The sequence below is a fragment of the Streptomyces sp. 5K101 genome (genome assembly GCF_046506645.1).
Lineage (GTDB): Bacteria > Actinomycetota > Actinomycetes > Streptomycetales > Streptomycetaceae > Streptomyces.
In genome coordinates this window covers 1-12,798 of sequence record NZ_JBKFFO010000047.1, presented here as the reverse complement: position 1 = coordinate 12,798, position 12,798 = coordinate 1, and the positions used below count along the sequence as shown (strand labels likewise).

Below are 12,798 nucleotides of genomic sequence, written 5' to 3'. Positions count from 1 at the left end.
GGCGGGGGCGACGCCACGACGATCCCGCTCCCGCAGCACCCACTCACGCAGCGTCGCCCTGTTGATACCCAGGTCAGCGGCGATGCTCTTGTACGTCGCCCCGGGCGTGGACTCGTACAGGGCCACGACATCGGCCTTGAACTCGTCCGAGTAGTCCTTCATCGCCATCGGCGGTGTTCTCGCTTCCTCCGGATCAAGCAGATCCAGTATCAGCGTGTCCACCACTCAGGGGGAGGCCCCGACAACCTGTCACCTGGGCCAAAACACGCATGCGGATCTTCGAAAAGGTGGCCGATCAGTCACCACCAACCATCCCCTTTCGGCCATGCCCGAGGTTGTGCCGCACCCTCAACCTTCGAGCCTGTGGACACATCCCGGGCTGCAGCTCCTCGCTGAGCTACCCGACTGCGTCGTCTACCGAGCCTCGGCGACAGCCCGCTCGGCTTCCTGCCCCACGTTCCTTCGGCGGCACTTGTACCGCCCGCGGCTGGGTGTCCCGGGCCTCCGCTCCCGGGACACCCAGCGCCGGGCGTGTCACCGGTTCCGTGCGGCGAGTACGAGCCCCAGGGCCAGGGTGCCCAGACCGCCCAAGGCCGCCGCGGTCTCCCGCAGTGCGGGGTGCTGGTACAGGACGTAGCCGAAAGCCGGCCGCTAGGAGCGCGGTGACGACGTGGTGGAGCAGTCGGCTCTTGTCCTGGCCGGGCTCCAGAGCGCGGGGCGGAGTCGCGGCCGGGTCCGTCGTGGTCATCGTGGTGTCTCCATGAGTCAGGCGTGCGTGGTCGGCACGCGAGTGGTTGGCGAACTTTTCGTCTCCCCCCGACGTGCCGATGCCCCACTCATTCCCGTACTTCTTCCGCAGTTGAATGACGGCCCGTACTCCGGTACGGGCAAGCCGTGCAACCCGGCTTCCCCCCTGTCAGTCGAAGGCGGTCGGTGACCAGGCTTTTCCAGCTCTTGACCGCGGCCCCGCCGTACGATGATCAGCTGTGACCGCCGACAAACGCCGACGACTTGGCCACGGTCCCAAGGCGTCGGCGACAGCCCCGAGCGTGGCCGCCGCAGAGCCGCGAGTCCGCGTCGTGGCCACGGAGGCCGATCTGGACGTTGGTTTCATCCACCACTTCCAGCTGCCCGACCTTGCCGAGTTGAGGGACCGGGGCGTGCTCGACTCGCACGCGCTGGGAGACTGACCGCGTGAGCACACTGCGCCGCCCGCTGGGCATCGGTCCCCGCCCGAACCCTGCCGCTGAAGCAGACGACCGCAGCGGACGCGGCCGCACTGCTGCCGAACTCGCCGCCCAGCTCGCCTTCGCCCCGGCCGAGCTTCAGCCGCACCCGTCGGCAGCCGGCCGTCGACCCCTCGGCACCGGACCGGAAGCCACCGGTTAACCACGGCAACGGCATCGGCCGATGGCCGCCCGGACCACCGCCACTGTCACCGGCCGTCGATAGCGTGACCGCCGTGATGGTGGGAACCGAAGGAACCCGGCTGATCGTGATCCGCGGCAACAGCGCCTCGGGGAAGTCGTCCGTCGCGGCCGGCCTGCGCGAACGCTTCGGCCGCGGCCTGGCCCTGGTCGGCCAGGACAACCTCCGCCGCATCGTGCTCCGCGAGCACGACCGGCCCGGCGCCGCGAACATCGGCCTGATCGACCTGACCGCCCGCTACGCCCTGGACGCCGGATTCCATGTCGTCGTCGAAGGCATCCTCTACGCCGACCGCTACGGCGACATGCTCACCCAGCTGCGCGCCGACCACCGCGGCCCGACCCACGGGTACTACCTGGACGTGCCATTCGGTGAAACCCTCATCCGACACGCCACCAAGCCGATCGCCGACCACGTCAGCGAGACGCAGCTGCGCGACTGGTACCGGCCGCGCGATCTGCTGCCCGGCGGCTTCGAGACCGTCATCGGCGCCGACGGCACCCTTCACGAGACCGTCGACCGCATCATGCTCGACACCGGCCTGGCCCACCTGCCCGCCGTGGACCGCTGACCTCAGCACTGTTGCGGCAGATGTTGCGCTGGGTGTTGCGCCTTCCTGTTGCGCTAGGTGTTTCGATGCACGTTGCGCGAGCCCTCGCAGCCGGGCGACATTCGCCCAGGTCACCACGGGCGTACAGGCGTGGTCGGGGTGCTGACATCCCCGTTGCGGCCGCTTTCGCCCATGTCCCTGGCTGGAGTGAAGGGAGAGAGAAGGGCGGGATGGGCGGCGCGGACGCTGCCGGCGATCGGGGCGCTCGCCGGTGTTGCGCGTCGGCCGAGGCCTCTGCGCTCTGGGCGGGATCACGGCTGCGCCAACCGCGAGGCTCCGGCGGCGAGGCCCGGGGAGCAGGCACTGAGACCGACAGCAGCTGTTGAAAACGCCGGCAAGAACTGCGTGTCGGCCAAGACAATGGGGTGTGGTGGAAATCCGGATGCCAGGCATCGACGCGCTCCCGTATGGCTCTGTCCACGAGAACAGGCAGCCCTTCGACAGCGGTTCGGGAGTCACCAAGGGTCTGACGCGGCATCGGATTGTTCACGAGTTCCGGTTCTGGCTCACTTTCCGTGGAGCTTGCACGCTGAGTGACGGTTGTCGGGTGAGTGGGCCTCTGGCGAAGTTGCCCAAAATGGCCCGTACCGGGTGGGGTGTGGCTGACAGTTCGGCTCGTGGAAGAAGTGGTGCTTCGGCTGGAGGAGTTGCTGTTCCCGTCGATCGCGGACGTGGCGGTGCTGTCGGTCGACGTGAACGACGAGGCGGTACGCATAGATGCTCGAAGCACGGTGGCTGGGGCCGTCTGTCCCAGATGCGGAAGCTGGTCACGGCGGGTTCACAGCTCGTACCTGCGCTTTCCCGCGGACGTTCCCAGCGGTGGTAGACGGGTCGCTCTCTGTTTGCGCGTTCGCAGATTCCTCTGTCCGGTCACCTCGTGCGGGCAGCGGACCTTCGCCGAACAGTTGCCAGGGCTGACGCGTCGGTACGGTCGGCGGACCGAGCGGCTGCGGTCGACGCTGGCCGCGGTCGGGCTCGCGCTCGCCGGCCGGGCCGGTGCCCGCTTGGCGAGCGTGATCGGCGTTTCCGTGAGCCGCAGCACGGTGCTGCGGCTGGTCGAAGCGTTGCCCGACCCCGAAGTTCCGGCCCCGCGGGTGATTGGCGTCGATGAGTACGCGACCCGCAAAGGGCGTCACTACGGGACTGTCCTGGTCGACGTCGAAAGCCGGCGTCCGGTCGATCTGCTGCCCGACCGAGAGGCGTCCAGCCTGGCCGCTTGGCTCGTGAAACGGCCCGGGGTGGAGGTGGTCTGCCGCGATCGGGCACCGTTCTTCGCCGAAGGTGCCACTGCCGGGGCACCACAAGCGGTGCAGGTCGCGGACCGGTGGCATCTTTGGCACAACCTGAGCGAGGCCGCCGAGCGGTGCGTCGCAGACCACCGCGGATGCCTGCAGGTCCTGGCTCCGGATCCAGCCCAGTCGGCCCCCGAGCCGAAGGCGCTCGAAGACCCCTCCGACTCGCCCTGGCCAAGGGGACACCGCTTCGCTGACCGCACCCGCGACAAGCACGCGACCGTCCACGAACTACTGGCAGCCGGGCTCAGCCGGAGGGCAATCGGCCGCCAACTCCATATGACCTCCCGCACCGTCAAGCTCCTCGCCGACGCAACGACCCCGGAAGAACTGTTCCACGGGCAGTGGCAAGGTCGGCCGTCCAAACTCGACGCCTTCAAGCCCTACCTGGATGACCGCTGGACCCAAGGCTGCACCAACGCATGGACGGCATGGGAGGAGATCGTGCCGCTCGGCTATCAGGGCAGCTACCAGCGGGTTCGCGCCTACTTCCGGGAGAAGCGGCTCTCACCCGGCCTCGTCACAGCTCGCCCACCGTCACCCCGGGTCGTCGCCGGATGGATCCTCCGCCGGCCGGAGACCCTCACCGAGACGGAGCACCTTCGGCTCAAGGCCGTTCTGGTCCACTGCCCTGAACTCGACGCTCTCACCGGCCACGTCCGTTCCTTCGGCCAGATGCTCACCGAGCGCCGGGGCGAACGGCTGCCGCAGTGGCTCGACGCCGTCCGGCGAGACGACCTCCCCGGCCTCCACACCCTCGCCGCAGGCATCGACCGTGACCGCGATGCCGTCATCGCTGGCCTCACCCTGCCCTGGAGCTCCGGCGTCGTCGAAGGGCACGTCAACCGAATCAAGATGCTCAAGCGTCAGATGTTCGGCCGAGCCGGCTTCGCCCTCCTCCGCAAACGCGTCCTGCTCTACTCGTGAAGCTTGCAGTCAGGGCATATAAGGCGTCACTGACCTGGTGCCCTGTCCGTGCGCCACTTGAGGTCGCGCCATTGTCAGCGGACAGTCCACTCGTCGCTAGGGACGCAGTCATGCACGGTGTAAGCCCAGCCGTCGAATCGCGCGAAGACCGGTCGTGACAGCAGGATGTCGCCGGCTCGTTGCGCACGCACCATGATCCCGAGCTCGTCCGACGCCGCATCACCCTCGACAGAGATCATGGGGCTCATGCCGCGCCCCTCCTGATAATCGTGGAACTGGTCCGTCAGCGCGGAAGGCACCCGCCCAACCAACTGCATCCCGTCCATCGAGACCAATGGTCCACACAGTGCGTCGACGACCACGCAGGCCAGCCCGCCGGATTCCCTGTAATAGACGGTGACAGCCCTTACGTACGCCGGGGCGGTCATCTCGCGAAAGACGGCCTGAAGCACAAGGTCACCGTGTCGCTGGTGCATGGCGGAGACGGTTCCAGTGAACCCCTGCAGCTCCATCGCGGCGCCGGCTTCCTCGTGACCCATGCCGAAGCGGAGCGGGCCCACGCTCTCGAAGGGGGTGTAGTGCCACTGCACTCGATCGGAGTCGTTCACGACAGACCACATAGTCCGGCCATCTCATCACACGCCACTGACATCACACTCAGTCAGCCCTTCACGGAAAGTGAGCCAGAACCGGTTCTCGTGAACATCGAATGTGCCTCGTTCCTGGTGCCGCCCCTGGAGCTGAACATCTGCTGCCTGTTCTCGTGGACAGAGCCAGACGGGCCTGCGGCGCATGCGGTGAGCTTTTGGTCTCATCTATGAGGTGGCGACGGGCGGAGATCCCGGCATTGACTCTTCCTGAGGCGATGGGAGTCAAGGCGGTTATCAGCCGTGCAAGACCCACAAACAGGGGCATACTGTGCGCGCGGTACGAGAACGGGCTTTGACCAGGGGTGACGCTCTCCTTCACCCTACCTGCACGGATCATGACCTCATGTCCCACACTTCACGGCGCAGCCTGCTCGCCCTCTTCGCAGCCTCCGCTGCCACCGTCCCGCTGAGCGGTCTCGTCGCCACCCCGGCCCAGGCCGCCGGGCCGGCACCTGTCCCGGTCGAGCCCTTCCCTGGGCCGACCGGCATGACCTCGGCCCGTTCCTCCGTGACGCTGCCCCCGCTGAACGCCTCGTACTTCACCCCGGTCACGCTGAACACCCCGCTCACCGCCACCGTCCTCTCCGGTACCCCGACCCGCACCGAGGTCACCTCCGGCGGCAAGCGCATAGCCCTGCTGACCCGCGGCGCCCGGACTGTCGTCCTGCCCGGCCCGACGCGGACGTTCACCGAGAACAAGAAGCCGTTCGTGGACGACTTCCAGCGCACGCTGCCGGACACGTCGCTGCCGGCGGCGGACCGCAAGTACTGGGGCACCTCTTGGGGCGGCGGTAGCTGGTCCACCCTCGGCCCCGCCGACACGGACTACTCGGTCGTGCCGGGCACCGGCACCATCGCGCTGACCACCGACTTCGCCAGCCGCCACGCCACACTGCGCGACGACGAGATCACCGACGTCGACGTGCGATCCGTGGCCCGGTTCGACAAGGTGCCCACCGGCCAGGCCTGCTCGTATGCTCTGTCCTTCGGTTACCAGGACACCCACAACAACTACCGCGCCCGGTTGTCGTTCCTCACCTCCGGCGCGGTCGAACTGCGTGTCGAAAAGGAAGTCGCCGACGCGGTCACCCAGCTCATCACAGCCGTAACCCTCGCCACGGGCGTTCCCGCGGGCACCGACTGGACGATCCGAGTGCGCCGCCAAGGCACCCGCATCCAGGTCAAGGCCTGGCGCTCCGCCTCCACCGAGCCGTCCGGGTGGACCGTGGACGTCACCGATTCCACCTTCGGCAAGGGCCGTGTCGGCCTGCGCGCGCTTGCCAACGACGGCTGTACCAACCTCCCGGTCAAGCTGCTCGTCAGCCGTTTCGAGGTGGGCGCCGCCAGTTGGGCGACGCCGCCGAGCGTCACGCACGGGGAGTGGGTGCGCGTGCTCCCTGAGCCGTTCGACGGCACCTGGACTCCGGCGCTCGAACAGATCATCCGCGGCTGGGCCGGCTCCACGGCGCCGGACGTCCTGGCCTACGCGGCGATGTTCCTCGCCGGAGCCCCGACGGTGACCAGTGGTTCCGGACCGGCCAAGGACAAGCAGGTCCTGGGCGAGTCGGGGTACGGCTACCTCGACCCGCAGGGCTACTGCTACGAAGGCGCCGACTTCCACGAGTACATGAACGTCGGCTGGACCTTCCCCGACGGCACCTACACCGGGCCCTCCAGCAAGCAGGTCGGCAACCTCGACTGCTCCGGCTACACACGCATGGTCTACGGATACCACATGGGCGTTCCGATGGCAGCGGGCGCCGATACCTCGAAGACCCGCATCCCGCGCAAGTCCCGGGACATGGTCGACCACGCGCCCGGCGTACGCGTCGATCAGACGACCGACGGCACGGCCCCGCCCACTGCGGCTCTGCTGCAACCCGGCGACCTCGTGCTCTTCAACGCCGACTCGGGCGACGACAACCCGACCCTCACGGTCGACCACGTGGGCATCTACCTGGGCAAGGACGCGGCCGGCAAGCGCCGATTCCTCTCCAGCCGCAAGACCGTCAACGGACCCACCATGTCCGACCTCGGCGGCGCCTCACTCCTGGACGGCACCGGCACCTACGCGAAGAAACTGCACACGGTCCACCGAATCTGACCCGGTCAGATCCGATCCAAAGAACTCAAGAAGCACAGCCGGGGCCGAGAGGCGTATGCCTCCCGGCCCCGTGCCGTTTCCACTGAGCGGCGCCGGTGGAGCCTCGGACACCGGCTGGTACGGACGGCGCGCGCAGCTGGAGGAGCTGTTCACCGACCGCGGGCTGGGTGCCCCGTGGACGCTGTGCCCGGAGACGACCGACCCGGCGCCGGCGCAGGAGTGGCTGACGTCCTGGACGCAGGTGCCGGGTGTCGAAGGGCTGGTGATCCGGGGGAGTGGCCAGCGGTATCTGCCGGGAGCTCGCGCCCTGTACAAGGTGCGCCGCCGCGATACCACTGAGGCGGTGGTGGGCGCGATCACCGGCACCGTAGGGCGGCCCCAGACGCTTGTGCTGGGCCGCCCCCCCCGGAAAAATCTCCGCCCCCCCGGAAAATTCTTCCGGGACACCCCCGGAAGATGCCCCCCTTCTCCTTCCTTTTCTCCCTCTTCTCTCTCTCCGGTCCCGGACGGCGCTGACGCCTCGGAGGGCACCGCGCCGGACGGGGGAGAGAGAGGCGGCTGCGCCGGGACGGGCGGTGGCTGATGCCGGTGTCCCGGCGGCGGACCGCGACGACGCTGATGCGGTGGTCGACGCGTACGAGGCGGCGGCCGGCAGGCGGGTCACGGCGGGCCTGCGGGCGCGGTTGCGGGCGCAGGCCCGGGAGTTGCTGGCGGCGGGTGACTCGGTGGAGTGGGTGAAGGCTCGGGCGGCGGAAATGCTCGCGAGGGGCTGGCTGGACCTGGCGGTGCACTGCGAGAAGAACCGCCCGAGGCCGGTGCCGGTGATGCCGGAGCAGGCACGCGCACGGCGCGGCGAGATGGATCCTGAGACGGCCGCTGCGGTCGAGGCGATCCTGGCGAGGGGGTCGGGTCTGTGATCACCGACGGGCGGGCGGAGGAGCTGCGGGAGGCCGAGTACGCCGTGCTGGGCACGCTGCTGCGCGACGGGGTGCAGGACCTGGTCCCTGACCTGGTGTCCGCGCTGGAGCCGACCGACTTCCGCGAGCCGCGCCACGGGGAGCTGTGGGACCTGCTGTGCTCCCTGCGCGCTGGTGGCCGGGCGTGCGACCCGATCACGGTCACACGCGAGCTGCGGGCAAAGGGCGACCTGGAGCGCATGGGCGGCTCGGTGTTCCTGCACCAGCTGCAAGACGCGGTTCCCACGGTCGCCAACGCGCTGCACTACGCAGCGATCATCCGCGAGGAGGCGCAGTGGCGGGCGCTCGCGGCCGCCGGCACCCGGACCATGACGGCGGTTCAGCGCCGCGAGGGCACAGCCTCGGAAGCCGCGGAGCGCGCGGTGGAAGCGGCCCGGGAGGGTGCGCGACCGCCAGGCCTCCGACGACGCCCCGACCCGGGACCTCCTCGACTTCCTCCAGGAGGCGGACGACGTCCCCGAGTGGGTGATCCCGGGCGTCCTCGCCCGCTGGGACCGGCTGATGATCACGGCCGGGGAAGGCGGCGGCAAGAGCCTGCTGCTGCGCCAGATCCTGATGCGCGCGGCGGCCGGCCTGCACCCGTGGAAGCGCGCCCGGATCGAGCCGGTGCGCGTGCTCCTCGTCGACGCGGAGAACGCCGACGCCCAAGTCCGGCCGTGGCTGCGCAGGATGGCCGACGCGGCCGCCGACGAAGGGGCGCCGATCGGGCGCGGCCACTTCCACCTGGAGGTGCGCCCGGACGGCCTGGACCTGACCGCCGCGGCGGACCGGGCGTGGCTTGCGCGCACGGTGGAGCGGGTGCGCCCGGACCTGATCAGCATCGGCCCGCTGTACAAGATCACCACCAACGGCGCGTCCGACGAGGAGGCCGCCCGCCCGCTAATGTCGGCGCTGGAGATGATCCGCACCGCCTCGAACGGCGCGGCCATGGTCCTGGAGGCGCACTCCCCGCACGCCTCGATGGGCAAGCGGATCGACTCCAGCCTGTGGCTGCGGTGGCCCGAGTTCGGGTTCGGCCTCTCCCCCGGCCACCGGTCCGGGAGCGCAGGACATCCGGCTGATGGACTGGGTGACCTGGCGCGGGCCCCGCGCGGAGCGGACGTGGCCGGAGCAGTTCTGCGAGGGCGCCATCTGGCCGTGGCAGGCGGCCCCCACTCTGCCCAGCCGAGCCGGCGGCCGTCCGTAAGGCGCGCCTGTCCCAGCCGCTCGGGCGGAGTCACGTTGGTGGCCATGTGGGGGATCTGCCCTCCCTGCCCGGTCAGGGCGCCCGCCGGGCGGTCTGACCGGGGGTGGGCCGGGTGAAGTGTTTGGCCTGGCGCACGCGCTGGTGTGCCGGTGGTGGGAGCATGCGCTGCACTGGGAGCAGGAGCAGGAGCAGGAGCAGGAGCAGGAGCAGAGCAGGCCTGGCGGCGCCGACCGTCCCGCACCGTGGCCGCGGCCCCTACGACTCTCCGCTACGAGGGGAAGGCGACGTGGCGTGTGTCGAGCGTCAGCAGCAGTAGCTGCGCCGCCTGCTTGGCTTGGCGGGCCGCTGCGGGTGTGCCTGAGATGGCAGCGGTGGTCATGGCTCCCTCGGCCAGCAGGGCGATCTGGGTGCCGGTGTCTGCTGCCGCTCCCGCAGCTGTCGTGAGTTCCCGCAGGTAGGCGTGGAAGGTGTCCTTGTGGTGCCGGGTCAAGGCTGCGACCTGGGGTGATGTGCCGCCCAGCTCGCCGAAGGAGTTGATGAAGGCGCACCCGTGGAAGTCGGGCTGGGTGAACCAGTCCTCCAGCCAATCGAAGACGGCGAGCAGCCGCTCCTGCGGAGTTTCCGCGACTGTGTCGACATGGGTGGCAAGGTTTTGGAGCCAGCGGCTATCCCTGCGGGCCAGGTAGGCCTCGACGAGGTCGCCCTTGGAGGGGAACAGCTGATAGAGGCGCCGGAGTGTGACGCCCGAGGCGTCGCGGATCACGTCCATGCCGACGGCTTGGATGCCTCGGGCGTAGAAGAGGTCTTCGGCAGCGTCCAGGATGCGCTCGCGTGCCAGATCGGTGTCCATGTTTCCTTCCCCCTTGCGTGAGAACCATCGTTCTCATAGTATCAGGGCACATCGCGAGAACGACCGTTCTCACTCTCGTAGAGCTTCCCAGAGGAGTGCGTCATGTCCGAGCAGCGTCCCCCGTTCCCGCCGTTCACCCGGGAAACGGCGATCATGAAGGTCCGCCAGGCCGAAGACGGCTGGAACACCCGCGACGCCGAGAAGGTCGCCCTCGCCTACACGCCCGACTCGCGCTGGCGCAACCGCGCGGAGTTCGTCACCGGCCGCGACGAGATCGTGAAGTTCCTGACCCGCAAGTGGAACCGGGAACTGGACTACCGCCTCATCAAGGAGCTGTGGGCGTTCGACGGGAACCGCATCGCGGTGCGGTTCGCCTACGAGTACCACGACGACGCCGGCCAGTGGTTCCGCGCCTACGGCAACGAGAACTGGGAGTTCGACGACAACGGCCTCATGCGCGTGCGCCACGCGAGCATCAACGACCTGACTATCGCCGAGGAGGAGCGCAAGTACCACTGGCCGCTGGGCCGCCGACCCGACGACCACCCCGGTCTCTCCGACCTCGGGCTGTAAACCGCACCCGGCGGCCGGCCAGGAGCGCGACCGCGTCCGAGCATCCAGGCCCCGTGCCCGGCGCCCTCACACCCAGCACGAGCGGACAACCGCACTCCCCTCAGGAGTCAGCCACCTCCGCATCCCTCACGCAGCCCGTTCTGGAGCCCCCCGCCGCAGCGTTCGCGGAGGCGACCGCCAACCCGCCCTACCTCTGACCTGCCTCCGGCGGAGGTCGGCGCAAGGCGGTTGACGAGGTGCAGTCCGGCGAAATCGACAAGCCGGCGATCGACGAGGAGTGGATCACCGTTTCCGGCGGTCCGACAGGGAGCGTCCGGGCGCGTATCGTCAAGCCCGTCGGCGCGACCGGCACCCTCCCGGTGATCATCTACATCCACGGCGCGGGCTTCGTCTTCGGCAACGCCCACACCCACGAGCGTCTGGTGCGCGAACTCGCCGTCGGCGCGAACGCCGCGGTCGTCTTCCCCGAGTACGACCTGTCGCCCGAGGCGAAACGGGACGAGGCGGCCGGCCCGTGCACTGCCAGGCACCAGACCGTGCGCTGAGGGACTGTAGATCGTTCGGTGTAACTCCCGATCAAGGAAGATGCACCGATGACCAGTGAGAACGTGACCGAGGCCGAGTCCGTCGAGGCGGCTGAGCCGCAGCCGTCGAAGGCGGTGGACGACCAGCTGATCGACGAGCTGGTGGACCGGGCTCAGGCCGAGGGCCTGCAGCTGACGGGTGAGGGTGGTCTGCTCCAGCAGCTGACGAAGCGGCTGCTGGAATCTGCCCTGGAGGGCGAGATCACCGACCATCTTGGCTATGACAAGCACGATCCGGCCGGGAAGAACGGCGGCAACTCCCGTAACGGCAAGCGCGGCGAGACCGTGCTGACGGACGTCGGGCCGGTGGAGATATCCGTGCCGCGTGACCGTGACGGCTCGTTCGAGCCGAAGATCGTCAAGAAGCGGCAGAAGCGTCTGTCCGGCGTCGACGAGATGGTCATCTCCCTGTCCGCGAAGGGCCTGACGACCGGTGAGGTCCAGGCCCACCTCGGGGAGGTCTATGGCGCCGAGGTCTCCCGTCAGACGATCTCCACGATCACCGACAAGGTCATGGACGGTATGGCCGAGTGGCAGAACCGGCCCCTCGACCCGGTCTGTCCGGTGGTCTTCATCGAAGCCATTCACGTGAAGATCCGCGACGGCGCCGTGGCCAACAGGCCGATCTACGTGGCCCTGGCCGTCACCACGGAGGGCCGGCGGGACATCCTGGGTCTGTGGGCCGGCGACGGCGGCGAGGGCGCCAAGCACTGGATGCACATCCTCACCGAGATCAAGAACCGCGGCGTGAACGACGTCCTCATGCTGGCGGAGGTCGCCTGGTGAAGGCGGGTCTGCGCGGCGCGCAGGTCGTCGGGGAAGTCGGTTCCGGCCATAGGCAAACCATACTCGTGTTCGAATTTGCTCGGCGAGTACTGACACCCGGATGGTGAGCACGATCCGCTGCTGTAGGAGCATGGCGTGGTGGGACGCTTCGAGCCGCACGGCGGCTACAAGAAGGACTTCGCGGTGCACGCCGGTCCCGCGCAGGCCGTCTGGGACCGCGCGGCGTTCGCCGACGAGATCCGCGGCGACGTCAACCGGATCCTGGGCGTCGCCCTCGCCGAGGAGACCGGCGGCCGCCCCGCGTCCGGCGCGTGGTCGTACTGGTTCGAGAACGACGACCTCAGTGTGCGCCTGGTGGTCGCCGACCCCGACGGGGGCGGCCCGCTGGACAGGGCCCCGGCCTACGTGGTCCCCGTGTCCCGTTCCGCGGACGTGGAGACCTGGCAGCTCGCGGAGAGGCTGTACGACGGCCTCGACGCGCTGGGCAGTGAGGGGCCTCGCGTTTTCCGGACAGGCGTCTGACCGACTGTTTCACGCGGCAATTCGCAACTTCTCGTATTCGGCGTGGACTTCGCGTAGAGGGCGGTAACCCACCGCCGAGTGGAGGCGTTTGCGATTGTACCAGAATTCGATGTAGCGAGTGATGTCCTGCCGGGCAGCCTCGCGGGTCGGGTAAGTCACCCTTGATACGCGCTCGTTCTTCAGGGCGCCGAAAAATGATTCGGCCATGGCGTTGTCGAAACAGATCCCGGTGCGGCCGGCAGATCTGCGGAGCCTGAACCGGTCGAGCGTCTTCCCGAACTCGGCTGACATGTAGTTGCTTCCGCGGTC

General features: G+C 68.9%; 13 protein-coding genes and 3 pseudogenes. 12 read left to right on the top strand and 4 right to left on the bottom strand.

Features of this window, described 5'->3' with window-relative positions; translation table 11 throughout:
• Nucleotides 1-222, bottom strand: a 222-nt coding sequence (locus ACLB9X_RS34050) for a transposase (RefSeq protein ID WP_410364287.1), incomplete at its 3' end; no start/stop codon positions are given.
• 764 nt (nt 223-986) lie between these two features.
• Here ACLB9X_RS34050 and ACLB9X_RS34045 point away from each other — a divergent pair.
• From ACLB9X_RS34045 to ACLB9X_RS34030, 4 genes are all read left to right on the top strand, one after another.
• Nucleotides 987-1,190 (top strand): hypothetical protein, encoded by a 204-nt coding sequence (locus ACLB9X_RS34045; protein WP_410364286.1) that lies wholly within the window; start codon nt 987-989, stop codon nt 1,188-1,190.
• Nucleotides 1,191-1,194: 4 nt separating this feature from the next.
• The gene (locus ACLB9X_RS34040; protein WP_410364285.1) at nt 1,195-1,389 is read left to right on the top strand and encodes a hypothetical protein; all 195 of its coding nucleotides are present in this window, start codon (nt 1,195-1,197) and stop codon (nt 1,387-1,389) included.
• A gap of 76 nt (nt 1,390-1,465) precedes the next feature.
• Entirely contained in the window at nt 1,466-1,999 is a 534-nt protein-coding gene (locus ACLB9X_RS34035; RefSeq protein ID WP_410364288.1) for a kinase, read from the top strand.
• Between the two features lie 656 nt (nt 2,000-2,655).
• The gene (locus tag ACLB9X_RS34030) at nt 2,656-4,257 is read left to right on the top strand and encodes an ISL3 family transposase (protein WP_410364284.1); all 1,602 of its coding nucleotides are present in this window, start codon (nt 2,656-2,658) and stop codon (nt 4,255-4,257) included.
• A 74-nt stretch (nt 4,258-4,331) separates the two neighbouring features.
• On the opposite strand, the gene ACLB9X_RS34025 is transcribed toward ACLB9X_RS34030, so the two are convergent.
• Nucleotides 4,332-4,865, bottom strand: coding sequence for a hypothetical protein (locus ACLB9X_RS34025; RefSeq protein ID WP_410364283.1), 534 nt, complete (start codon nt 4,863-4,865; stop codon nt 4,332-4,334).
• Nucleotides 4,866-5,250: 385 nt separating this feature from the next.
• On the opposite strand from ACLB9X_RS34025, the gene ACLB9X_RS34020 reads away from it, so the two are divergent.
• The 4 genes and pseudogenes from ACLB9X_RS34020 (at nt 5,251) to ACLB9X_RS34005 (ending at nt 9,290) form a co-directional block, all read left to right on the top strand.
• Nucleotides 5,251-7,011 (top strand): NlpC/P60 family protein, encoded by a 1,761-nt coding sequence (locus ACLB9X_RS34020; protein WP_410364282.1) that lies wholly within the window; start codon nt 5,251-5,253, stop codon nt 7,009-7,011.
• A gap of 575 nt (nt 7,012-7,586) precedes the next feature.
• Nucleotides 7,587-7,928: a hypothetical protein gene (locus ACLB9X_RS34015; protein ID WP_410364281.1), complete on the top strand. Its 342-nt coding sequence runs from the start codon at nt 7,587-7,589 to the stop codon at nt 7,926-7,928.
• Nucleotides 7,925-8,194, top strand: a pseudogene (locus ACLB9X_RS34010) (DnaB-like helicase N-terminal domain-containing protein); the annotation flags it as partial. The gene ACLB9X_RS34015 and the pseudogene ACLB9X_RS34010, both read left to right, overlap by 4 nt.
• Before the next feature lie 175 nt (nt 8,195-8,369).
• On the top strand, nt 8,370-9,290 hold the full coding sequence (locus ACLB9X_RS34005; protein ID WP_410364280.1) for an AAA family ATPase: 921 nt from the start codon (nt 8,370-8,372) through the stop codon (nt 9,288-9,290).
• Nucleotides 9,291-9,442: 152 nt separating this feature from the next.
• On the opposite strand, the gene ACLB9X_RS34000 is transcribed toward ACLB9X_RS34005, so the two are convergent.
• Nucleotides 9,443-10,024, bottom strand: coding sequence for a TetR/AcrR family transcriptional regulator (locus ACLB9X_RS34000; RefSeq protein ID WP_410364279.1), 582 nt, complete (start codon nt 10,022-10,024; stop codon nt 9,443-9,445).
• A gap of 102 nt (nt 10,025-10,126) precedes the next feature.
• Between ACLB9X_RS34000 and ACLB9X_RS33995 the strand changes: the two genes are divergently transcribed.
• The 4 genes and pseudogenes from ACLB9X_RS33995 to ACLB9X_RS33980 all read left to right on the top strand — a co-directional run bounded on the left by ACLB9X_RS33995 (nt 10,127) and on the right by ACLB9X_RS33980 (nt 12,489).
• Complete coding sequence (locus ACLB9X_RS33995) at nt 10,127-10,597, top strand: DUF1348 family protein (protein WP_410364278.1); 471 nt, start codon at nt 10,127-10,129, stop codon at nt 10,595-10,597.
• Nucleotides 10,598-10,737: 140 nt separating this feature from the next.
• Nucleotides 10,738-11,142, top strand: a pseudogene (locus ACLB9X_RS33990) (alpha/beta hydrolase).
• Between the two features lie 48 nt (nt 11,143-11,190).
• Nucleotides 11,191-11,949, top strand: a pseudogene (locus ACLB9X_RS33985) (IS256 family transposase); the annotation flags it as partial.
• A gap of 153 nt (nt 11,950-12,102) precedes the next feature.
• Nucleotides 12,103-12,489 carry a hypothetical protein gene (locus ACLB9X_RS33980; protein ID WP_410364277.1) on the top strand — a complete coding sequence of 129 codons (387 nt, stop codon included), beginning with the start codon at nt 12,103-12,105 and terminating at the stop codon, nt 12,487-12,489.
• A 9-nt stretch (nt 12,490-12,498) separates the two neighbouring features.
• On the opposite strand, the gene ACLB9X_RS33975 is transcribed toward ACLB9X_RS33980, so the two are convergent.
• Nucleotides 12,499-12,798: integrase core domain-containing protein (locus tag ACLB9X_RS33975; RefSeq protein WP_410364276.1), on the bottom strand; the 300-nt coding region annotated here is incomplete at its 5' end.